Source organism: Bacillus sp. AY18-3 (genome assembly GCF_008042305.1).
Lineage (GTDB): Bacteria > Bacillota > Bacilli > Bacillales > Bacillaceae_G > Bacillus_A > Bacillus_A wiedmannii.
In genome coordinates, this window is record NZ_QKQR01000013.1 from 395,780 (window position 1) to 418,475 (window position 22,696).

Sequence of the window (22,696 nt, forward strand, 5' to 3'; positions counted from 1 at the left end):
GAGATTACACCGACCACTCTTCTGTATTAGAATATCCAAGACAAATGTTACGAAAGAAATGTAAAAAGACACCTTTCCTAGAAAAGATGTCTTTTTTATTTGAACCTTAATTCTCGTTCTGTAAAACCCTCGCTGCCTTGACTCCCTTTTTCTCTTCTCTTAAAAACAGCGATACGATACATGCAACAATGATAAAGACTAACCCTAGTGCAAATGCACCTTGGAATCCAGATGTTAAACCATTTAACTTCTCTACTGGGTCCATTGGATTTGCGGAGCTTTCCATATAGTTAGCTGTTCCTGAAGACATTTTCGAAATAAAGATAGCCGTACCAATTGCGCCAGCTACTTGTTGCAACGTATTAAACAGTGCTGTTCCGTGCGGATATAAATCTGGGGTTAATTGATTTAAACCGTATGTTTGTGCTGTCATAACAAACATGAGTCCAACCATTAATACGCTATGCATGACAATAATTTGTACCATTGATGTATCAGGCGTAATGCCTTTAAATAAGAACATCGCAATCCCTACTAACACAATGCCGGGAACGATAACAACTTTCGGGCTAAATTTATCAAATAGTTTACCTGCGATTGGTCCCATTATGGCGCTAATAATACTTCCCGGAAGCATGATGATTCCTGATTTAAAAGCTGTAACGAGTAAAACTGTTTGCAGGAACATCGGTAATAAAGTCATCGTTGAAAATAGCGACATCATCACAATGACGATTAATCCAACTGATATTGTAAACATCGGAACTTTAAATGCTCGTAATTCTAAAATTGGATTCTCAAGTTTCAATTGTCGAACGACAAAAATACATAATGAGATAAGCCCAACAATTAAAGTGCCATACACTGTCGCATCAGACCATCCTAAATCACCTGATGCACTAAAGCTATACACAAACCCGCCAAATCCTAATGTTGATAAAAGGATAGATGGATAATCTACTTTTGGCCTTGTTAACTCTGAAACATTTTGAATGTACTTCATTCCAATCATAATGGAAATGATCACGATCGGAATAACAATATAGAATAACCAGCGCCAATTGAGTGAGTCTACGATTACTCCAGATAATGTAGGCCCAATTGCTGGAGCTGCCATCATCACAAGTGCGATTAATCCCATTGTGGCACCACGTTTTTCAGGTGGACAAATGATTAAAATCGTATTCATTAATAACGGTGTAATTAATCCCGTCGCTACAGCTTGGACGATACGGCCGACTAATAAAATGGAAAATGTCGGTGCGAATCCCGCAATTAATGTACCGACTAAAAACGTTACCATAGCGATCAAAAACATTTGTCTCGTTGTGAGCCATTGCTGAAGTAACGCTGTAATTGGGACTAAAACCCCAACCACTAACATGTAAGCTGTAGAAAGCCATTGAATCGTTGAAGCTGTTACGCCAAATTCTTTCATTAATACAGTTAACGCATTACCAAGTAACGTTTCGTTTAATAATGCAACCATTGCCCCTAAAAGTAATGCAATTAAAATCGGGGTATGTTTCATATTAGAAGTATCAACTTTGCCACTTGTAGGGCTCTTAGTTGTCATATTCATTTACAAATTCTCCTCCTATTTCTTACTTAAAAAACTTTAAATACACCAGAACACATGTAATATAATATACATATGTAGATTAAAAAGGGAGAATCAATTTTCATCCACTGTATATTTAATCTACAAAAAAGGAGAAGTGTAGATGAACGATAATGAAAAACAACTTGATTTACGTATTAGACGTACACATAAATTACTATGGGATTCCTTATTTGAATTAATGACGCAGACGCAACCAAAACAAAAATATAGTGCCATCACCATTAACCAAATATGCGATCGTGCGATGGTACACCGAACAACCTTTTATAAACATTTTGAAGATAAAGATGCTTTATTAGCATTTGGATTTAAACGATACAGCAAGATAATTGCTGAAATACCGGTTTCAGATCGATTAAGCAAACCATTTCAAGTAATGGAACAATTTCTACATCATGAAGAAATCGGTAAAATATTAGAGACGCAGATGTCTGATGAACAATTTATTAGCCGTACACAGTATTTAAGTCACGAAACGAGAAAACAAGAAATAGAAGCGTTAAATCAACTTTGCAAAAACCATACGATGCCAAATGATTTAATCATTGAATTTTATTCTGGGGCAATCACCTCATTAAGCACATGGTGGTTTAAAAATGAAAGAAGCGTTTCTGCTGCTGAAATGGATAAGTATCTCCACCAACTTATTAACCGGGATATTTTTCAGTTTGAAGAGGAATAACTTCACCATCAAAAAAGGCTGTTTTATAAACAGCCTTTTTTGATGGAATAAAACGTCGATAAATTTAAGTTACAAATATTCAGAATTAATATTAAAATAAAAAAATGGGGATAGGGGTATGGGATTATAAATTTTATACATAACGAGGGAATAGAAATGAGACCTCAATTAAAAGCGGATTTAATGCTACTACTAGTTACATTCTTTTGGGGGGCATCCATCTTACTTACAAAGGTTGGACTAGAAGGCATAGAAGAATACAATTTAATCGCATTACGATTTATTATCGCCTTTCTTTTATCAGGTTTAATATTTTACAAACATTTATTCAAAATTGATTTTAAAACTGTAAAATATGCATTTATACTCGCTTCTGTCTTATTTATCGTTTACATTTTTGCGACTTTCGGCACAAAGTATACGAGTGTTTCTAATGCAGGTTTCTTACTATGTCTCACAGTCATTTTCATTCCGATATTATCGGCAATATTTTTAAAACACATTCCGGAAAAGAAAGTTATAGTAGGAATCATTTTAACGATAATAGGAATCGGCTTATTAACATTAACTAACGAATTCAAGATCGGTAACGGTGACATATTTTGCATACTGTCAGCCTTATTTTATGCCATTCACGTCATCATTACTGGAAGCGTAACGAAACATGTGAACTCCATTGCACTTGGGGTTATACAACTCGGTTTCGTCGGCCTATTTAGTCTTATTTTTTCATTCATTATCGAAACACCAAAGTTGCCTAGCACAACCAACTCATGGCTAATTATCTTAGCCTTAAGCATATTTTGCACCGCAGTCGCATTCATCGTGCAAGTTATCGCCCAGCAATACACGACGCCTACACATACCGGACTTATCTTCTCATTAGAACCTGTCTTTTCCGCAGGCTTTGCCTTCGTTTTCACAGGTGAAACACTTACTGGGAAAGGATACTTAGGCGCGACACTTATATTAGTAAGTGTGTTGATTGCTGAGGTGGATTTTAAGGGGGTGTTGCGGCCTAATTATAAGAAAAATATGGAATAGTTATTTCGCTAAAGTACATAAACATACCCCGAAAATATTCGTTTGTATTATTTTCACCCTCTTACCTTAATTTTTTTAGATGCTATCTTCGAATAAGATAGCATCTAAAAAATGTTACAAGGAATTATTATATTTATGTAGCCTGCATAGTTAACCTTTTCTACATTACTTACTGCACATAGTCATACAGATTTTTCGCTAACAATAAACAAGTTACTGTAATGAAAAGAGCACGAACATACCCACTTCCTTTTTTTATAGCAAATTGGGAACCAACAATCCCTCCAGCAATTTGAGCAATCCCCATTATAAAACCATACGCATAGTTTACTTGCCCTACATACATAAACATCAACAATGCCCCAACATTACTTCCTAAATTAAGAAGCTTCGCATTACCTGCTGCTTTTAAAAAATCATACCCGATAAATAAAAGAGAAAACATTAAAAACGAACCTGTTCCAGGGCCTAGAAATCCATCATAAAAACCAATAGTAAAAACAAAAAAAGTAAAAATAATGACGTGTTGACCAGACAATTTCTTATGGGTGGAAATACTACCCCAATCCTTTTTGAATATCGTATAAATAGCAACCGCACCAAGCATAATCAGCATCAATGGCTTCAGTACTTCTGGGTTCATTAAATGAACGGTCCATGCCCCTATTACGGAACCTATGAAAGTGAGTGGAAATAACTTAAACGCCGATTTCAAATCAAGATTACCAGAACGATAAAACACAATATTACTAGTTGCACTCCCCATTGTTGATGCTAATTTATTCGTGGCTACTGCACTTGCTGGATTCAGCCCTGTAAATAATAAAGCGGGTAAAGCAATCAGCCCACCACCACCTACAACTGAATCAATAAATGCAGCCACAAATCCAAAAACAATCAAAATAATTAATATAGATGGGTCTAAATACAAATCCATACTAGTAGCCTCCCCTTTAGTCACTATTGTAATAGTAACTATCAATTTGCTAAATGTAAAGAGTTATTGTAACGTTGAAATATAAAGTGAAACTTTAATCAGTGGGGGGTTTTGTTCATCCCCCACTGATTATCAGCCCTCACCAATCGGGCTTTTACGGGCAGCCCGACCCCCACCTAACTTCTTTGCTTCCGCTGAATTTTGAGGTGGGGTCTTACTGCCCGGCAAATAGCGGGATAAAAGCAAACATCGGAGGACGAAAAAGTGGACTACATAGTACAACAGCTTAAAAAAATTGGTTTTAATGAATATGAAGCTAAATCTTATGTATCTCTTGTGAAACAGGGGCCTGCTACAGCCTACCAAGTAAGTAAGGATTCAAGTGTCCCAAGAGCGCGAATTTATGAGATTTTGGGTAACCTTGTAGAAAAAGGAATTGTCATGAAGGAAGAAATAAATGACACCACTCGCTATTCACCTCTACCTGTTGAAATCTTTTTACAGAAAGCTCAATCAGAATGGCAGTCTACTTATGAAGGAATCAGTGATTCATTAAAAAAACTCGAAACTTCTGAGGAAAAAACGGATAATCGAGTGATTACTTTAAAAGACAACAAAACAATCATTAGCTATTGTCAGGCATTAATAAAAAAAGCAGAACAACGTATTGTCATTTCAATGTGGGATGAGATGTATGAAGCGTTAAAAGAGGAACTATCTGCGGTAGCTGATACAGTTTCAGTACAAGGTATTACCTTACATGTTGAAAATCCAATTAAAAATCTAGAAGCTCATCGTATCACACCTTATACAGAAACCCTCTCTACAGAACATTGGTTTATTTTATCGATAGATTCTAAAGAGATGATTTATGGACCATCAATTGAAGAGCGTAATGTTGCTTTTTATACAGATGATCCGGTTCATATATACCTATTAGAGGATTATGTATGGCATGATGTTTTAGTGAACCGACTTGTCCGACGTAGCCAAGATGATTTGCAGCAATGGATTACTGCAGAGAGAAGATCTTTCTTTATGGGAAAATAAGAAACATATTCAAAGAATCAAAAATAAAGCATAAGTTAATGAAATGTAACACTTATGCTTTATTTTATTTGCAAAGTCATACTCAAGTCTTTCAACTATTTCCCCTCCACAAACCGCCCAAACTCCTTCAAAAATCTCAACTTAAAACTCCCCACAGGCCCATTCCGGTGCTTCGCCACATGAATCTCTGTCATCTCTTTCTGCACCGCTTCCTTATCATAATAATCCTCTCGATACATAAGCATAATGACATCCGCATCTTGCTCAATTTGTCCTGTCTCTCTTAAATCAGATAAAAGAGGTCGCTTATCTTGACGTGCTTCTACCGAACGAGACAATTGTGACAATGCTACTACACAAACATTTAACTCACGTGCTAATACTTTAAGCTTACGCGAAATTTCACTAATCTCCTGAAATCGATTACCCTTATGCTTTGAATCGCCCATAATAAGCTGCAAGTAATCTACAATAATTAAAATCTTTTTATCACCGTGCTTCCTCTTTAACTTACGAGTTTGCATCCAAATATCTTGCACCGTAACGCCTGCATTGTCGTAAATCTCAAATGGCAGTTCACCAATCTCTGCAAACGCCTTACTTACCTTTTCCCAATCTTCCATCGCAAAACGGTGCTTCGGATTTTTCAGTCTGCCTCCTGACACTTCCCCTACGCAAGACGCCATCCTTTTTAACAATTGCTTGCTACTCATCTCTAACGAAAACAATCCAACCGTCGCTCCAGACTTCGCCGCATGCAGTCCAACATTTAGCGCAAACGCAGTTTTCCCCATAGAAGGACGCGCGCCAAGAACGACAAAATCACCTTCCTGCAATCCGCACGTCATTTTATTTAGCGATGTATAACCAGTCTCAATACCCGTAATCTCTTTTACATCTTGATGCAGCTCTTCATACAAATCAACTAGCGCATCCTTCAAATCAAACTCACATACACAGTCCTTTTCCTCTAACTCACAAAGTGCCGTAATCGTCTCACCAATAATTTTTTCATTCTTCTCCGCAATAAGGCGCTCTCCCATCTTGTGCCCGAGAACACCTGCCTGATACATTTTCCAGGCACCTCGAACAAGCCCCTCATAATAAGAGAAATTGGCAGTTGTAGGTACACCATCCATTAATCCTATAAAATACTCCATTCCCCCGATCCCCTCTAAAAACTTCGGATCTACCCTAGAAATGAACGTCACAAGATCAATCGGTTGCCCCTCTTCTTCCATTTTTCGCATTAACTGAAATATAGACTTGTGCACTGACAGAGAAAAATACCGCTCCGTCAAACGGCACTCCTTAATAAGCTCTCCATCAAGTAATAGAGAACCTAACACCGTCTTTTCCGCCTCCACATTTTGAATACTCATGGACGCCACCCGCGCTCCGCTAAAAAGCGCTGCAACTCTTCCTCAGACGGCGCACTCTTCTCCCACTCCTCACACCTCGCCAAAAACTCCTCCGTCTCCCCCGTACTAACAGACGACTCCTTCTTCCGAAACTGAGTCGTATCCGCCTCAACCTCAGACACTTTCGTAAATCCTTTCCCGTGCCACCCTCTCAAAATCCCCTTCACATAAGCAATCGTCCGCTTATTATTCTCAAACGCAATTTGAAGAGCCTTCAGCACAAGCTCCTCTGACAAATCTTCCATCCACGCACTCAGTTCCTCCACAGTATGCGGAGACAAGCTACCAAAATGTTGCTCATAAAAAGAAAACACGCGACTTCCCGTTTCTTCCTCTACAACCTCTTCTTCCTCTTCTGTCTCCTCACAAATCGGCTCAACATCATCCACAGCCAATTCACCAGGCATACCGAAATGCGCTAAAAGCATCGGAACATTCAGCTCCTCCTCTACGCACTTCTGAAGAAACATATGTACAAACTCCTTATTCTTCACACCCTTAAGCTCACGAAGCACACACTTCTCCACATTCGTATTCGTCACAGGATTATAACGAAGCCAATTTAAAACAAATAACTCCCGTGTATCCGCATCATACAGAATCTTTCCATAATCAACAAAGCGCTGCACAAGCTTATCAACAGTCTCCCGATTATAACCAGTCTCCATCTCAGCTAACCGCTTCGGAAAAGGAAAAATCCCACACTGCGTCGTCTTCGAACAAGTTAACAAATAAACATAAAAATACCGCTCCTCCGGCGTCAAATCCAAAACAAAATCATCCTGCCAAAAATTCACCTGCACAGTACGATACACCGCCATCCAAATTCCTCCCGTCCTAATTCAAAAATGAAAATTTCCTCTTTGTACTATATATAGGAAGGAGGACCGGGTTTTTGGCGTGTTATTTCAAAATTTTTTTCGACTCCTACTACGGTGTTTGTTGGTGTTTTTGTTTTGTTGTGTTTTTTCTTAGTGATTTATTACTTGGTAGGGGCTTGTAAGGGGCTTAGGAGGGGCTAGTTATCGGTTACTTCGATTAGGAAGACTCGATCTGAGAAGCCACCTCTTTCTTCTGCTTTCTTTTTTCGGATGTTGTTGATTTCTTCTAGTGTTATGCCTATGAGAGAAAGATTCCATAAAGTTACCGAAAATAGAATGAATAAAGTTTTTGCTGATAGGAACTTAATAGAAGAAGTTATACTTACAGTATTTTGATTTGTAAATTTTAGTTACTCTATGGAAATTTTTTCTTTACACGTTTGATAATTCCTAATACTTCTTTAGTTTTCATTTAGATTACCTCAATCATATTTTAAGATTCTTAAATATTCTTTAATCATCTTTAAGAAGAGTAGAATCAATTAAAATCTTTTTTTATTTCTTTTCACAAAAAAACTATCCAAATTTAATAATTTGGATAGTTTTTAAGAGTTATTGTTCCTTACTATTATTTACTTCATCAATCTTCTCATTAGGAAATTCTTTTTTGTACAATAAAGCCATATCTTTGTTAAGTACATAAGCAATAGTTACTCTACCATCATCTTAAATATGACTATATCATCCTTTTTAAAAAATAAACTGAGTTGCAATCCCAGCTTAGCTTATAAAATATTTCGGTATATCTACTAACCTTTTTAAGTATCACGTCTTTTATAACTTTTGCAAGTTTCATAAGTTTAAGTTGTCAACTATTAGCTAACAACCACTTAATGTATTTATCGCCACATCGTTTCTCTACTATGTACTTTTTGATTCTTTATTGGTTTCTGAAATCAGTATATTAGTACAAATCAAGTAATCTCATTCAAAAAATTCTTTTACTTGTTGGTACATATAATCTTTATTTAACCACAGGGCTTGCTTAACCATATAATTATCTGTCAAAATATCTTTCATATCCTCAGGTCTATTCTTCCAAATTGCAGGACGGGGAAGCCAATCTGAATTTTTACTTTCATGATAATCTGACTGGGCAGCTGAAGGGCGAATGTGAAGAATTTGAGGACCACTCACTTGGCTCGGCAGATTGTTTTCTATTTTGTAACCCTTCTTATTAGAAACACGTTTAAACGTTAACTCAACACCATTAATGAGGGTTTGTTTAATTGTTTCCCATGTTTTTTTGACTGTACCCATGAGTTCGTCTTCTGGCATATACCAAAATTTTGCACCCTTAAATATATCACCTTCTGGTGTTTCCTCGTAAACGACTAATAAGAATTTTGTTGTGGAAAGATAGTCATATACTCGAGTATCTTCCCAATCAAGGTTACTGATATCTTTAATGAAGCTAACATCCGATTCAAGTTTAAATCCTTCAGTTGTGATTCTTTTTTCAGATGCTTTTTTTCTCTGATTAGATTTTACGGTAACTGTTTTTACAGCAATTCCAGCCTTCTTAAACTCATCTGTTTCTTCTAAATCACCTTCTAGATTAAACATCTTCTGCGCAATTAGCCGTGAACTTGCCTTGTCATTCTTTTCTTGGATTCTAACACCAAATTTTTCTGCTAAGACTTTTTTATCACTATTGCAGAACGGTTTAAACTGATCGAGAATGATTTGTTCAAACGTTTTATGTTTTAACTCGGATAAATCTTTTATGATATGCTCTTGAGTACCAACCTGTTGAACATCAATTTTTTTATGTAATTCAGGATAGTCACTTTGATAAGAATCGTAAGTAATTGAACTCTTTAATTCGCCCTGTACAATTCGCTTCGTAATTTCCTTCATGTACGTTGGTCTTAAAGAAAAAGCTCGTCTATGTGCTTTCTTATCACTGAATGGTTGTGTTGTTTGGTTCTCTGCAGTTTTACTTCCTTTTGTCACTGCTCCAAGGTATTGTGTCATACCTTCGGAAATGTCCTCAGCCCTTCCCTGACGAATCATATCCATTATAATATTCCAATCATTTTCAATGATTGCCCAATCATCATCTAATAAATCGTTCAAATTAAAAAGAATAGAATGGGACATTAAGAAATCTGGATAGATTGGGTATTCCTTTTCTTCGAATTGAAAAACATCATCTGGATTATATTTATACAACATGAGTTCTACAAGCTTTGACTTTTTTAAAAAAGAAGAATTTTGAAAATCTCTCTTATATTCTTCATTAAAATCAAAAATGTTAAGAACTAGTCTTTCTTTGGCACCCCAGGAATTTTCTTTTTTGAAAAATTTAAGCCCAGCACATTTGAGTTCTACCCCTAGATTATTGAAATCAGCTTCAGGTCGACTGTTATTCGCTAGCCCGAACCAATCTTTTTCAACTGCATTCCCAAGCCAACCTTTATTTCTTGGGCTAGCGTACCACTTATCGATATTCTCCTGTGTGACAAGCTCCTTTATCATTTTTCCAACAGCAGCTTCACCACGTTCTTTTATTTCTCGAATTGTTTTATATTCTTTCTCCATCGCCATCTCCTTAATAGAAAATCTTAATCTTCGGTGCAATTTTATTATAAATTACCTTCAACTTTTTGTCTGCATAGGTTATAATAATTCAATATACAATATCCCGTATTTTTTGAGGGGAGCAAAAGGTATGATTAAGCTACGCTTGAATGAAATTCTCAAGGAGAGAGAAATGCGCCAAAAGGACTTAGCAAAAGCTAGTGGGCTTCGTGAAAGTTCTATTAGTGATATGGTTCGAGGCATCCGTTCTACGGTGAACTTAGAACAACTCGAAAAGGTGATGGACTGCTTGGAAATTACCGATTACAACGAAATCTTTGAGAAAGTTGAGGAAAAAGTGAATGTCTAAGTATAAAGTATTTTCAATGTTTGACGGGGTCGGAGGCTTCGTAGTAGGTCTTGATAACGCCAACTTAACACTCAAAGAACCATTCTTTGAAACAACAAACACTAATCAATTTGAACCATCTCGTAAATCACAAGATGCATTTGAAGTAGGTGTCTATAATTATCCACATATTCAACACAGTAATGAAGATATCATGCAGGTCTCAAATAAATATCTCGAGGAAATGAAAGCTCATGGTGTAAACATGATAGTTGGTGGGTTCCCTTGCCAAGATTATTCTGTTGCTCGTTCTAAAAAACATGAATTGGGTATCGAAGGGAAGAAAGGTGTTCTCTTTTGGGAAATCATTCGTGCGGTTAACCATATCAAACCTGAATATTTGATTCTAGAAAATGTTGATCGTTTATTAAAATCACCATCTTCACAACGTGGACGAGACTTCGCGATTATGCTTGGTGCATTTGCTCAACTTGGCTACTCTGTTGAATGGCGTGTAATTAACGCTGCAGAATATGGACGCGCTCAACGTCGCCGCCGTGTGTTCTTTTATGTATATCGAAATGACACACCATTTGCCTTGGCGATGGATGAAAAATATGGCAAGCCTAAGAAAGAGCAAAATATCATGACATGTGATGAAAATTCTTTCGATAACTACATCTTTCAAGATGGATTGTTCGCTCGTCAATTTCCAATTGAACAAGAGGCATACAAAAAACGTCACTACTCAGATACATTGTCTGATAAAGACATCCTCAACGAAGAGTATATCGTAGACATTTCTGACAATTTCACAGGTACTATTTGGAATACTGGTATTATGCGTTATGGTCAATACTTCACAATTGATACATTATCAGTTAAGGAAGAGCCTAAGACTTTGGGTGAAATTGTTCGAGAAGCGAAGGAATATTATGTGCGTAAACATGGTGACGAAGAGTATAGCCAATATATCTTAAATTATCAGTTAGACGATGATGATCCAAAGCTTAAAAAATTTGAATACTTACGTGGTCCTAAAAAAATTGAGCGAGTAGCTGATAACGGTCATAAATATACCTTTAGTGAAGGTGGAATGAGTCCGTATGATTCTCTCGATATGCCAGGACGCACAATGCTTACAAGTGAAGGTTCTGTAAACCGTTCAACACATTTGCTTAAAATCGATGGGAAATACCGACTGCTTACACCGATTGAAGCCGAATTATTACAAGATTTCCCTCCAGACTGGACCAAATTCAAAAAAGATAATCTTGAAAATGTCCGTGAGGTTTCAGACCGTATGCGTTTATTCTTCATGGGGAATGCCTTAGTTACAGGAATCGTTGAACGTATAGGCATTGAGTTAGGAGAAATCGTACGTGAGTACAACACAGTAGAAGTTTAAGTCGATAATATTTGTTTTTTAAGTAATCAATACACAAATACAACAAGCAAAAGGACTCATAATGGAGTCCTTTTTGTTATTAAAAAATTTTACTTATAAAAATGTTAATAAATAAGCATTTACAATTTAAGTTGTGTAACAATATTATTCCAACTCAATAGTTGTTGGTGGCTTACTCTTCATATTATACATGAAACGTTAAATCTTTTCTTTATCACCTAAATACTTACTTCTTTACTTCTTCCCCACCATCTCCCCATACCAACCATAACTCTCCTCCAAAAACCCCCTACTCTCCCCACTCCCCTTATAAAAACTCTCCCAACCTCGCTCCCTCAAAATCCCCTTCCAACTATCACTCTCCACCATCTTTTTAATAACACCATCCCAATAAGCCACCTCTTCTTCCGTCATATCTTTCGGACCCATAATTCCTTTCCAGTGCTGGAATATGACGTCGATTCCTTGTTCTTTCCAGGTTGGGATTTCTGGTAGTCGGTCTAGTCGTTTTGGTGCGGATACGGCTAGTATTTTTATTTTGCCGGCTTTGTATTGTTTTTCGGCTTCGGATAGGGTCATGGTTGCGGCGCCTATTTGTTTGTTCGTTAGGGCGTTTATGATTTTTTCTTTGTTTTCGTAGACGAAGAATTGTAGTTCGGCTGGGTTTATGCCGAATGCTTTGCTTACTTGTACGAAGGATAGGTGATCGTCATTTCCTAGGCCTGGGGCAACGCCGATTTTGAAGTTTTTCTTATCTTGTTTGAGTTGTTCCATTAGTTCGTTTGCGTTTTCTATGTTTGATTCTTTTGATACGACAACGACTTCCCAATCTGATGCGAGTGTTGCGAGCGGTGTGAAGTCTTTATATGTTAGTTTACTGTGGCCTAGTAGGTTGTTCGTTATGAGTAAGCTTGAGTTAATCGCCAGTACGTGACCACCTTTTTGTTTCGTATATTTCCATCCGACGTCACCGCTGCCACCTACTTTGTTTGTGACAGTGATTGGTTTTGTGAAGATTTTTTCTTCTGTTAGTGTTTTTTGCATCGCTCGCGCTGTTAAGTCCCATCCTGCTCCTTGAACGTTTGGCGCAACGGTTTCTACTTTGTCTATGTTTACTGTATTCGTTTGAGTTTTTTCCGAAGAACAACCAGCTATTACTCCTGTCATGATCCATATACATAGTAATAATCGTTTTTTCATAGTCCTCGTCCTATGCGATATTTTCGTTCTGGTCGTCCGATAATGCCGTATGTGTACTCTACTGTGCATTCGTTTGTCGCTACTAAGTATTCTAGGTATCTTCTTGCGGTTGTTCTGGAGGCCCCCATTTGTTCTCCCATTTCTTCTATTGTAATTCCCTCTTCGAATCCTTTTATAATCCCTTTCACTTTTTGCAGTGTTAACGGATCCACACCTGTCGGTAAGTTTTTTATGTCTTGTGTTTGCGAAGTCCCGAAGAAGTTATCGATGAGTGTTTGATTCACTTCATTGTTACTATGTAATAGTTGCTTTTTTCTTTTATAGTCTTCAATTGTGCGAACAAATTTTTCTAACGTGACCGGTTTTATAAGGTAGTTGCTTACGCCGTTTCGAATTGCTTTTTCTAGCATATGGTTTTCATTTGCCGCAGTAACCATAATGACATCAACGTTTGGAAAGTCAGCATGGATTTTCGGTAATAAGTCTGTTCCAATTCCATCTGGTAAATAATTATCTAATAGAAGCAAATCGATTTCTTCCCTTTGTAGTAGTTCCATCGTTTCTTTTGCATTTAATGCTTTTCCGATCACTTTTACGTCCTTTATTTTTGATAAAAACTCTTCCTGAATTTGCGCGACGCGGAAATCATCTTCTGCAATTGCAACCTTCAACATATGTCCATCCCCCTGTTTGTCATGTACTTTCTCTCAATGTTTTCGGAAGGTAAATTGTAAAAATAGCTCCCCCATTTTTCTCGTTTTGAATTTCAATTGTTCCTTCTAGTAGATCTACCATTTCTTTCACGTTTGCTAATCCGTAACCACGATCATTTCCTTTCGTTGAAAATCCTTTTTGAAAAATGGTCGCGATTTTCTCTCCCGGTACTCCTATCCCGCTATCTATCACTTCAAATACAATATCGTGTCCAATATCGGTAACAAAGAAGGAAACACTCTTTTCCTCTCGTTCACTCACCGCATCAAATGCATTGTCGATTATGTTTCCAAGTATCGTAATGAGGTGCGAAACTTTTATATGATCTGGTAATGGATGAAGTGCACTATCTCCTTCAATATAAAAATCAATTTTCTTCTCAGACGCTGCTCCGATTTTCCCTAATAAAATAGCTTGTACTTTTGCATCATGAATTTGATGGAATAAAATATGGTTTTGGCTTCGATGAATATTAGATTCTTGTTGGATAAATTCAATCGCTTCTTTGTAATGCCCTAACTGCAATAAGCCAGATAAAACGAACAGCTTATTTGTAAATTCATGCGTTTGAGCACGCAAGTCCTCGGAATACTTTCTTACCTCAGATATCGTATTCACTAAGTTTTGCAGTTCTGTTTTATCTCTAAAACTGCATACAACGCCTACCGTACTATTATTTTCGAGTATCGGTGTCATGTTTAAAATAAACACTTTATCTTGAAACGCGATTTCTTGATCATTTTCTAGCACTCTTTCCATATTAAATTCTGGTAGAACCTTTGAAATATGCTGCTGCATATAATCATCATTTACGTGTAGCATTTCTTCTGCCGAGGTGTTCATCATTGTAATAAAACCATTTTGATCAATGGCGATAATCCCTTCTTTTATAGATAGTAGTATCGCACTTCGTTCCCGGTATAACGCTGCAATTTCATTCGGCTCTAAACCGAGTGTATCTTTACGAATGCTACGGGCTAAAAGAATGCCACCAACAATGCCGGCTACTAATACAGCTAAGGAAAAGAGTATAATTTCTTTCGTTCTGCTCAGTATGTTAGATTCGATACCTTTTATTAAAAACTCTACTGTCACAACACCTACAACTTGATCGTAGTCTTCGTTATGAACAATAATGGGCGCCTTCGCCATTAAAGCGGAGCCACTTTCACCATTTCCTTCGAGCGTATAATAGCCACCAAAAGTGAGTGCTTCATAGTTATATGGATTGTTACTCTTTGTGCCAATTAACTCCGAATTAGAATGGGAATACATAACCCCAAAGCGATCTTCTATAATGACATAATCTGCACCAGCTTGCTCACGAACTTGTTCCGCAATGGATTGAATGGTACTTTTATGCTCGTTATTTTGAAAAGCTTCTTTTATAGCTGGCATAAAAGAAAGCGACTTCGCTGTTTGCAGTGCTAGCTGCTCCACTTGGCGTTTCGTATCAACGGACTGAATGTAAACAAATATTCCTGCTAATAGGAGAACGACAAATAAAATTAACGTAATAATTAAGCTTACTATTTTCGTTTGTAATGACACTTTGCGTGATTTCTTCATACTTCATATCCTTTGATAAAATATTCAAAACTATCAATCTCCTTTTTTCTATTATTATGACAAAACTAATAATGAAGCAACTATTAAAACTCTCCATGTACATAAAGTACAAAAAGAATAAAATTGTCATAATATTGAGATTCTGTTCTATAGACAGTACAATTCAACTATAATGAACACGCTTTCATAATTATCATTTTATTTATAAGCACGAGGAGGAATGATTATGACTCAAGCAAAATCTAATCGAGTCGCCGGCAATATTTTCAAAGGTTCCGTCGGTAATTTAATTGAATGGTACGACTGGTACGTTTACTCTGCTTTCGCTGTTTACTTCTCAGCAGAGTTCTTTCCTAAAGGCGATCCAACGAGTCAGTTACTGAACACAGCAGCTATTTTCGCAGTTGGATTTCTAATGCGCCCTATCGGCAGTTTATTAATGGGACGCTATGCGGATCGGCACGGACGCCGGGCAGCATTAACGCTTTCGATTACAGTTATGGCCGGTGGTTCTTTAATTATCGCCTGTACACCGAGTTACGAAAGCATCGGGATCATGGCACCCATTATTTTAGTTCTTGCCCGTTTACTACAAGGATTATCACTTGGCGGAGAGTACGGAACTTCCGCAACATATTTATCTGAAATGGCTAGTAGTGGTCGCCGCGGTTTTTATTCAAGTTTCCAATATGTAACGCTCGTTGCTGGGCAAATGGTTGCGTTAGGTGTTCAAATTGTTCTTCAGCAATTGCTAAGCGAGCCTGATATGAAAGCTTGGGGTTGGCGTATTCCATTCATTATTGGAGCGATGGGAGCAGTAGCTGTATTATGGCTTCGTCGCACGATGGATGAATCGGAGCAGTTTTCAAACATAAAGTCTCAAAAACGCGAAAGCGCAGGAACCGTTCGCGCGCTTATGAAACACCCGAAAGCAGTATTAACAGTAGTCGGCCTAACATTAGGAGGCACTGTCGCATTCTATACGTACACAACATATTTACAAAAGTTCATGGTAAACACAGTCGGTCTGCCGAAAGAAGTTGTAAGCTGGATTAACTTTGCCGCACTACTTATTTTCGTCGTACTTCAACCAATTGCGGGGCTACTATCCGATAAAATCGGACGCCGCCCACTATTAATGGCATTCGGTATTCTCGGAACATTACTAACAGCACCTATCTTCTTCTTCCTAGAAAAAACGACAGAACCAATCGTAGCATTTTTACTCATGATGGTCGGACTCATTATTGTTACTGGCTACACTTCCATTAACGCGATTGTAAAAGCAGAACTCTTCCCAACTGAAATCCGTGCACTTGGCGTAGGTTTACCATATGCACTAACCGTTGCGATATTCGGCGGAACAGCTGAGTTCATCGCACTATGGCTAAAGAGCATCGGAATGGAGTCACTATTCTACTTCTACGTAGCTGGATGTATCGCGATAAGCTTTATTACGTATTGGCGTATGGATGAGTCATCGAAGACTTCGCAAATTGAGGCGGAGCTTGGTGGTGGGGACAATTTAGTTAATAATAAATCTAGTTAAAATTATGTATTCTATAATCTTTGTTTATCTGAAAAGCATAACAGAAAATATATTCTAACTTACTTATCTTCTATTTTTTACTTTTATATGGATAACGCCCATTCATAAGTAGAAAACCTATTGTTTTTCTACTTATGAATGTTTTTTTCTTTTGATTGAGCTGTTTTTATCCATTTCCGTAAATTATGGGCAATACAACTACACACCCTTCTAACCTATTTTTAGAAAATCCTCGTAAGGTGAATGGTTGGAAGAAACGATTGTATTTAATATGACTGGACTGCTTTTTGTACAGATACCGTAACTGCTGGCTGTGTATTAACTGCGCTAACTCCTGTGAAACCGCCTAGTATTAACGCCTCAATTAATGCTAATTTCCCTAAATTCATCATTGTTTCTCCCAATATAGTTTCATAATTTCTAAAAGCTTATAACTATATATACAAAAAGACAACGTAGAGTACCTTCCTGCCATCCCTTGTCCAAAGCAAATTCACCTCTCAGCCACTCACTTCGCGTTCCTTGAGGAAGGAATCTTATTAGCTAAAGTGATAAATAAAAAAGTCCTACATTCAGTAGGACTAAATAACTTTTGCAACGTCATAAACAACGGCAGTATTTGAACCATGATATAACCAATTTCAGGACGAGGATATTAGGGGGAATTCTCGTTCCTAGCAATCCATCGCGTAACGATATAGTAAAAAAGAGCTATTTTTCCTGAGTTACCTAATATCATTTTCTAGAACTTTAGGTATGTCTCTATTGCATTATTTAATACAATATTAATTAACTTGAAATTGCTTACTATATTCGAATGTAGAACCATCACGGAAAACAGCTACATATTTTCCAGAAGTGTAGACATCTGTAAATTCAGTCGCCCAAACTGGATATACATGTCCAGGTTCACCAAAACTTGGATAAATTGTTTTATAGCGATGCATTGAACCATCTGCATGTACTTTGTATATTTTTAAAATAGCTTTATCATCTGTTTTTACCGTATCTTGCGTATAGTAAAATCTATCTCCAGATTCATAAGAATTTTTCACAAGCAAAGTTTGTGTACCTGCGTAAGGTAATTGTCCAATATTAGTGAATCCCCATAAATCTTGAGATGGCTCTGTATAAGGCTCTTGGTAAGCTGCAGCAGCTTGTGTAGTTGGTTTAATCATTTCTACTGCTGTAAATCCACCAAATGTTAATACTCCGATAAGTGCTAATTTACCTAATTTCATTATTATTCCTCCAATTTATTCATATAATAATTTCAAAATCTATATATCTATTTATTTATATTATAATATTTCTGTGATTTTTCAAATATATTCCTTAAAAAGTTAATATAGGTATTCTTCACACCTGATACTAACGTTGCTGTAATTCTCCTGAATTATACCTTTTGCAATAATACATAACATCTTTTAAAATTGTAACAATCGCTTTTCCTTTTTATCAGTAGGAACCTTTCCTAAAGTCATTTCACCCTACTGTTTATATTTGTTGCTCCAAATGAATCTACAAGTGGACTAACACCGCTAAACCCATAACAATCCCTCCTTTTTGCTTATTAGTGGAACTTAATTTAATTACTGTAATTAAATTAGGCTCTTATTCTATTAAGTGAAAGGAAAGGAGAATAACTAAAAAAAAACAAAAAAATTTTAGGTGAACAAAAATAATTCTGATCCCCCAAAAAATACACAACTGATTTGATAAACTAGAACATCATGGTAGTGTAATTTTATAACTTGACTATGATATATCAATAAAAATACGTATAGATTAAAAGTAAAAAAGCTAGTAGTAGAGAAATTTTAAGATATTCAATTGTAAAGAATAGTATCCTTGTACCATAAGTATATTTATAGCTTGGGTTGTTGTTGTTTTCTTACTTTCTATTTTTAATAAATATAAAATAGAAACCATTTTAGCATTCCAAAGTAAAACGTACCAACGCGTTATGCTTGCAATATTTAATTTAATTTACTATTTTGGACTTTACATCTATACGCTATACACTTTTTAAAATACTCTTATATTCGTTCTATGAAAATATATTTTGGGGAGAAAATCATGAAAAATAAAACATACTATTTATCAATAATTTGCACAAGTCTTGTTTGTTTATTTGTATTTACAAAAGCTTTAGGTTTTATCTTCTGGATAAATGGTGCACCAATAGACAAATGGGTAGCTTGGGTTGGTTTATTTGCTATTCCGATTTTCATCTACTACTCTTTTCCAGGACAAAATTTCAAAAAAACACAAAAAACGGTAACCATACTTATAATAATAGTTCAAATAATATGGCTAAAATGGGCCATTAATCAGTCCAAATATTATGTATATGTTAACAGTAATAACATTCTCCCATCTCCATATATAATTCAGGAGACTCCAAATTCAGATATTCCTATTTCTCTTGGTCAAAGGCTTTTAACTAACTATACATTTTATAAATCAATTAATTCATACCTATATGTAAGAGAAAATGTCATAGAAAGTGATCGAGGCATTGTTGATTGGATAAAACATTTTGATAGCAAAATAAAAGAAGAAAAAGACGGGCGCATCTATATCGAAACTTATAAGGGGACATTATTTTTCAAGTAAATTGTAAAGGGAGAATTCAATTTGAAATCTCCCTTTTACATTCAACCATTTACTATCTACTCTCCAGATATAAAAATATCAATAGAGTAGATCTTACAATTTTCATTCTATAAACTATGCTTATTCATTCCCCTGAAATATAGCTAATTTTTTACTCCAAGCACGAGCAATTTCTTTAGCCTCTTCTGAAGTATACGGTTTAACACCAAATGCACGAAGAAATTGTGTTCTTGCTGCAACAATTATATCAGCATCTATGTCAAATTTAAGTGGCACAGTTAAAAAGTATTCAACCTCTTTAGCCGCCTGTTCAAAACTTCCTCCAAATCTCTCTTTAAAGAACATATTAAATCTTGTTCCACTATCATTTTTATAATAATTTAGAATTGCATCCTTTACATAAGTCTTATAGCCACTATTTATAATGATTCTACCAATATTATATGCGTCAACATCTGCTACTAAATCTGTGTAAGAAAAACTTGTCCCTGGTGCACCAATTGCATTAAATGCAGCATCATAAAAACTCAAAGTTTTCCCATCTTTTTTTGCTTTTTCAACCGCATTTTTAGCATCAGTAATTGTAGTCAACAAATCTCCCATCCAACCTGCAAAATCAGAAAGATACGGAGTTCCTAATTGTTTCATTGTAACTACGGAATCACATGTTGCTGCCATATGTTGTAAATCAACATCAATTCCTGTTTTATAATCTAAAAGATTAGGGAATGTTTCAATAGGTCCAATGTTAGCTTTAGCTTTTGCAATAAAGGCCTCATTAAGTGGTCCTGCTACTAAATCCCAATTCGTTCCATTGTATCGCCCATAGCGAAGGTAATCTAAGCATAAATCATTTACCTGTATAACAGTATTTCCGTCTTTTATAGCAAGGTCATGAAGTTTTCCTAATTTCTCCGTGAAAAGACTATGAAGATCAATTGATTTAGGTTCGACAGAAGATTGCCCTTGATCACGACCTGACTTTATATTTTTATCAATCGAAATAAGCCCTGCGCCACTACCAATTGTATATTCTTTAATTTGATCAAACGCCCAATTTTTTGGTAGCGGATATCCTAAATTAGCACTATAACCTGAAGACATTCCACTTACAAAGCTAGATACCACTCCTGGAACTTTTGAAGAAACTTTTATACATACTCCACGAGGACCATAAACACCAGCTTTATACTCACCTTTACTCATTTGATTTAAAGCAGCTACAACCCCTTCAAAGTATGGAACAACGCGAGTATCAATATCCTCACCTAATGCATCAAAATCTACAGCAAAATAAATAATTGTTCCTGGTTTAAATCCATACTTCCGAGCTGCTAACGTTGCTTCACCTGCATCAGCTCTTCCTTGATCTGCACTAAAATATCCCTTAGAATCTCCAATTGTTTGATAAATTGGAAATACCGTTAAACCAGCATCAAAAATTGTCTTCAATTCACCATCTTGAATTTTCTTATTTCTACCTCCAGGAACAACATTCACTAAATAACGTCCAACTGTTTGATATCCTTGACTTTTTAAAGTTTGAGCCCTAGCAGCCGTGACTTCAGTACTACAATCACATGCTGTTCCTGGACGATCAGGATCACCAGTACTAACTAATGTCGATAACCAAGTTCCTTTATTGGCAATTCCATCAACAGGAAGTAAAGTGAACTTTTGGAACTCCTTCACTTTATTTGTTATAGTTGCATTATATGTTGTTGAAAATGAACCAGAATCATAACCATTAAAATATAAAGCATATTGGAATAATGTAACGAATCTACTTGAACTTCCTTCTTTTAAAGTAGGTAAACCATCTCTTGTCGCAGGACCAATCGAACCAGTTTGAGAACCTGCAGCAATTCCCATTTCTGTTTGTAAACCATACACTAAAGCTTTATTTGTACCTCGCTGATAATGACCATCCGTTGGTTGAACATCAGATGTTTTGTAATATTTATTATTTAAATCTTGTTGAATTTGTCGTACTTTCGCATCTCCACCTGGAGTAAGACGATACGCATCCATTGTTAAGAATGCTTTAAAAATATAGTCATACACTTTACCATCAGTGATTGGAAGACCAGCATCCTTTTGCAAACTTACAACTGCATTTTTCGTATTCTCATCAAAAACATCATCAAATTTCCCCGGACTATATCCTTTACAATACATAGCACCTTTTAAAATTTGAACAATCGCTTTTCCTTTTGCATCAGTAGGAACTTTTCCTAAAGTCATTTCACCCCACTGTTTATATTTAGAAGCCGTAGTTGGTCCAAATGCATCCGCAAGCGAAGTAATACCCAATTCAATTTGAAGGGCTCTTGTTAAAGCATAAACAGTTGACCACCCTGTTTTACCATTTAAAGGTGCTGGCTGAAAACCTGCGACTTTTCCATACTTATCATTTACCCATGTTTGTACTGCTAATACCGCTAAATCCATAATATTCTCTCCCTTTTTCTTTTTTATGAAGCTTAATGTAAATTAGGCTCTTACTCTATTAAGTGAAAGGAAAGTAAAATAAATAAAATAAAAAAAGCAAAAAAAATTTAAAATAAACAAAAATAATTCTGGTCTCCCAAAAAACATGCGACTGATCTGATAAACTTGAACATCATGAGGGGGGGTGCCTTTATACAAAAGGACGTAGTCCATATGAAAAATGAGATTATATTTAAACGAAGGCATTAACAATTAGATATCATTTTGTTAACTGTACATGGGCACCTAAGGTACACTCTAAGCTTTCTTGATTTTGTAGAAATTATGAAAGAACGAGAATTATTCTGAGTCTATACAATGACTATGTGACGGGCACATCTATATAGCCTGGATTTTGATAGACGACTCCAACGCCATCTCAAACAAACGAATAACTCTTGAAGTGTGGACAAAGCATGTATAAGTACAGGAGAAATTGTATTATTATATCCAATTGTTGATTCTGAGAGAAAAACGATGGATTCTTATTTGAACAAATAGAGAAGTCTTAAGAGTGCAAAGTCATTCTTTTAAAAAAACTTTGTGGCCATTTTATGTTTCCAATCTTCGTTTGATCTCTTAAATACGTGCCTTACTACCTGTAGAGCTAGTAACAAGTTAAAAATTAATTTCAAC

General features: G+C 36.2%; 18 protein-coding genes and 1 pseudogene. 7 read left to right on the plus strand and 12 right to left on the minus strand.

Annotated elements, in window-relative coordinates; genetic code table 11:
* Positions 1-106: 106 nt before the first annotated feature.
* Positions 107-1,582 carry an MDR family MFS transporter gene (locus DM800_RS13640; protein ID WP_147787008.1) on the minus strand — a complete coding sequence of 492 codons (1,476 nt, stop codon included), beginning with the start codon at positions 1,580-1,582 and terminating at the stop codon, positions 107-109.
* 142 nt (positions 1,583-1,724) lie between these two features.
* Here DM800_RS13640 and DM800_RS13645 point away from each other — a divergent pair, with 142 nt between their 5' ends.
* Together DM800_RS13645 and DM800_RS13650 are read left to right on the plus strand one after the other, a co-directional pair.
* Positions 1,725-2,306: a TetR/AcrR family transcriptional regulator gene (locus DM800_RS13645; protein WP_147787009.1), complete on the plus strand. Its 582-nt coding sequence runs from the start codon at positions 1,725-1,727 to the stop codon at positions 2,304-2,306.
* Between the two features lie 156 nt (positions 2,307-2,462).
* Positions 2,463-3,350, plus strand: a complete 888-nt coding sequence (locus DM800_RS13650; protein ID WP_147787010.1) for a DMT family transporter — start codon at positions 2,463-2,465, stop codon at positions 3,348-3,350.
* A 169-nt stretch (positions 3,351-3,519) separates the two neighbouring features.
* On the opposite strand, the gene DM800_RS13655 is transcribed toward DM800_RS13650, so the two are convergent.
* A complete protein-coding gene (locus DM800_RS13655; protein ID WP_147787011.1) occupies positions 3,520-4,287 on the minus strand; it encodes a TSUP family transporter in 768 nt (255 codons plus the stop codon).
* A gap of 264 nt (positions 4,288-4,551) precedes the next feature.
* Between DM800_RS13655 and DM800_RS13660 the strand changes: the two genes are divergently transcribed.
* Complete coding sequence (locus tag DM800_RS13660; RefSeq protein WP_147787012.1) at positions 4,552-5,337, plus strand: TrmB family transcriptional regulator; 786 nt, start codon at positions 4,552-4,554, stop codon at positions 5,335-5,337.
* 95 nt (positions 5,338-5,432) lie between these two features.
* Here the strand turns inward: DM800_RS13660 and dnaB are convergent, their stop codons facing one another.
* The 4 genes and pseudogenes from dnaB to DM800_RS13680 form a co-directional block, all read right to left on the minus strand.
* Positions 5,433-6,719, minus strand: a complete 1,287-nt coding sequence (dnaB, locus tag DM800_RS13665; RefSeq protein ID WP_147787013.1) for a replicative DNA helicase — start codon at positions 6,717-6,719, stop codon at positions 5,433-5,435.
* A complete protein-coding gene (locus tag DM800_RS13670; RefSeq protein ID WP_147787014.1) occupies positions 6,716-7,579 on the minus strand; it encodes a DnaD domain-containing protein in 864 nt (287 codons plus the stop codon). Before DM800_RS13670 ends, dnaB begins: the two co-directional genes overlap by 4 nt.
* Before the next feature lie 197 nt (positions 7,580-7,776).
* Positions 7,777-7,878 (minus strand): annotated as a pseudogene (locus tag DM800_RS13675) (nucleoside triphosphate pyrophosphohydrolase); the annotation flags it as partial.
* Positions 7,879-8,563: 685 nt separating this feature from the next.
* Positions 8,564-10,183, minus strand: a complete 1,620-nt coding sequence (locus DM800_RS13680) for a MutH/Sau3AI family endonuclease (protein WP_179955674.1) — start codon at positions 10,181-10,183, stop codon at positions 8,564-8,566.
* A gap of 130 nt (positions 10,184-10,313) precedes the next feature.
* On the opposite strand from DM800_RS13680, the gene DM800_RS13685 reads away from it, so the two are divergent.
* The gene (locus DM800_RS13685; RefSeq protein WP_101642052.1) at positions 10,314-10,532 is read left to right on the plus strand and encodes a helix-turn-helix domain-containing protein; all 219 of its coding nucleotides are present in this window, start codon (positions 10,314-10,316) and stop codon (positions 10,530-10,532) included.
* Positions 10,525-11,919: a DNA (cytosine-5-)-methyltransferase gene (gene dcm / locus DM800_RS13690; RefSeq protein WP_147787016.1), complete on the plus strand. Its 1,395-nt coding sequence runs from the start codon at positions 10,525-10,527 to the stop codon at positions 11,917-11,919. The genes DM800_RS13685 and dcm overlap by 8 nt, the downstream gene beginning before the upstream one ends.
* A gap of 234 nt (positions 11,920-12,153) precedes the next feature.
* Here the strand turns inward: dcm and DM800_RS13695 are convergent, their stop codons facing one another.
* The 3 genes from DM800_RS13695 to DM800_RS13705 are packed head-to-tail and all read right to left on the minus strand — an operon-like array spanning position 12,154 to position 15,402.
* Positions 12,154-13,119 (minus strand): tripartite tricarboxylate transporter substrate binding protein, encoded by a 966-nt coding sequence (locus DM800_RS13695; RefSeq protein WP_147787017.1) that lies wholly within the window; start codon positions 13,117-13,119, stop codon positions 12,154-12,156.
* On the minus strand, positions 13,116-13,793 hold the full coding sequence (locus tag DM800_RS13700) for a response regulator (RefSeq protein WP_016094655.1): 678 nt from the start codon (positions 13,791-13,793) through the stop codon (positions 13,116-13,118). The genes DM800_RS13695 and DM800_RS13700 overlap by 4 nt, the downstream gene beginning before the upstream one ends.
* 19 nt (positions 13,794-13,812) lie before the next feature.
* Complete coding sequence (locus tag DM800_RS13705; RefSeq protein WP_147787018.1) at positions 13,813-15,402, minus strand: ATP-binding protein; 1,590 nt, start codon at positions 15,400-15,402, stop codon at positions 13,813-13,815.
* A gap of 226 nt (positions 15,403-15,628) precedes the next feature.
* Between DM800_RS13705 and DM800_RS13710 the strand changes: the two genes are divergently transcribed.
* Positions 15,629-16,951, plus strand: a complete 1,323-nt coding sequence (locus tag DM800_RS13710; protein ID WP_147787019.1) for an MFS transporter — start codon at positions 15,629-15,631, stop codon at positions 16,949-16,951.
* 266 nt (positions 16,952-17,217) lie between these two features.
* Here the strand turns inward: DM800_RS13710 and DM800_RS29910 are convergent, their stop codons facing one another.
* A complete protein-coding gene (locus tag DM800_RS29910; protein ID WP_147787020.1) occupies positions 17,218-17,343 on the minus strand; it encodes a DUF5065 family protein in 126 nt (41 codons plus the stop codon).
* Positions 17,344-17,736: 393 nt separating this feature from the next.
* Positions 17,737-18,192, minus strand: a complete 456-nt coding sequence (locus DM800_RS13720) for a DUF5065 family protein (RefSeq protein ID WP_000765897.1) — start codon at positions 18,190-18,192, stop codon at positions 17,737-17,739.
* Positions 18,193-19,030: 838 nt separating this feature from the next.
* On the opposite strand from DM800_RS13720, the gene DM800_RS13725 reads away from it, so the two are divergent.
* A complete protein-coding gene (locus DM800_RS13725) occupies positions 19,031-19,570 on the plus strand; it encodes a hypothetical protein (protein WP_147787021.1) in 540 nt (179 codons plus the stop codon).
* Between the two features lie 120 nt (positions 19,571-19,690).
* On the opposite strand, the gene DM800_RS13730 is transcribed toward DM800_RS13725, so the two are convergent.
* Entirely contained in the window at positions 19,691-22,021 is a 2,331-nt protein-coding gene (locus DM800_RS13730) for a glycoside hydrolase domain-containing protein (RefSeq protein ID WP_147787022.1), read from the minus strand.
* Positions 22,022-22,696: the final 675 nt, after the last annotated feature.

What these genes read in the sequence shown, in the direction of transcription:
- DM800_RS13640 (WP_147787008.1), bottom strand. Translation starts at nt 1,582, where the DNA reads ATGAATATGACAACTAAGAGCCCTACAAGTGGCAAAGTTGATACTTCT.
- DM800_RS13645 (WP_147787009.1), top strand. Translation starts at nt 1,725, where the DNA reads ATGAACGATAATGAAAAACAACTTGATTTACGTATTAGACGTACACAT.
- DM800_RS13650 (WP_147787010.1), top strand. Translation starts at nt 2,463, where the DNA reads ATGAGACCTCAATTAAAAGCGGATTTAATGCTACTACTAGTTACATTC.
- DM800_RS13655 (WP_147787011.1), bottom strand. Translation starts at nt 4,287, where the DNA reads ATGGATTTGTATTTAGACCCATCTATATTAATTATTTTGATTGTTTTT.
- dnaB (WP_147787013.1), bottom strand. Translation starts at nt 6,719, where the DNA reads ATGAGTATTCAAAATGTGGAGGCGGAAAAGACGGTGTTAGGTTCTCTA.
- DM800_RS13670 (WP_147787014.1), bottom strand. Translation starts at nt 7,579, where the DNA reads ATGGCGGTGTATCGTACTGTGCAGGTGAATTTTTGGCAGGATGATTTT.
- DM800_RS13680 (WP_179955674.1), bottom strand. Translation starts at nt 10,183, where the DNA reads ATGGAGAAAGAATATAAAACAATTCGAGAAATAAAAGAACGTGGTGAA.
- DM800_RS13685 (WP_101642052.1), top strand. Translation starts at nt 10,314, where the DNA reads ATGATTAAGCTACGCTTGAATGAAATTCTCAAGGAGAGAGAAATGCGC.
- dcm (WP_147787016.1), top strand. Translation starts at nt 10,525, where the DNA reads ATGTCTAAGTATAAAGTATTTTCAATGTTTGACGGGGTCGGAGGCTTC.
- DM800_RS13695 (WP_147787017.1), bottom strand. Translation starts at nt 13,119, where the DNA reads ATGAAAAAACGATTATTACTATGTATATGGATCATGACAGGAGTAATA.
- DM800_RS13700 (WP_016094655.1), bottom strand. Translation starts at nt 13,793, where the DNA reads ATGTTGAAGGTTGCAATTGCAGAAGATGATTTCCGCGTCGCGCAAATT.
- DM800_RS13705 (WP_147787018.1), bottom strand. Translation starts at nt 15,402, where the DNA reads ATGAAGAAATCACGCAAAGTGTCATTACAAACGAAAATAGTAAGCTTA.
- DM800_RS13710 (WP_147787019.1), top strand. Translation starts at nt 15,629, where the DNA reads ATGACTCAAGCAAAATCTAATCGAGTCGCCGGCAATATTTTCAAAGGT.
- DM800_RS29910 (WP_147787020.1), bottom strand. Translation starts at nt 17,343, where the DNA reads ATGATGAATTTAGGGAAATTAGCATTAATTGAGGCGTTAATACTAGGC.
- DM800_RS13720 (WP_000765897.1), bottom strand. Translation starts at nt 18,192, where the DNA reads ATGAAATTAGGTAAATTAGCACTTATCGGAGTATTAACATTTGGTGGA.
- DM800_RS13725 (WP_147787021.1), top strand. Translation starts at nt 19,031, where the DNA reads ATGAAAAATAAAACATACTATTTATCAATAATTTGCACAAGTCTTGTT.
- DM800_RS13730 (WP_147787022.1), bottom strand. Translation starts at nt 22,021, where the DNA reads ATGGATTTAGCGGTATTAGCAGTACAAACATGGGTAAATGATAAGTAT.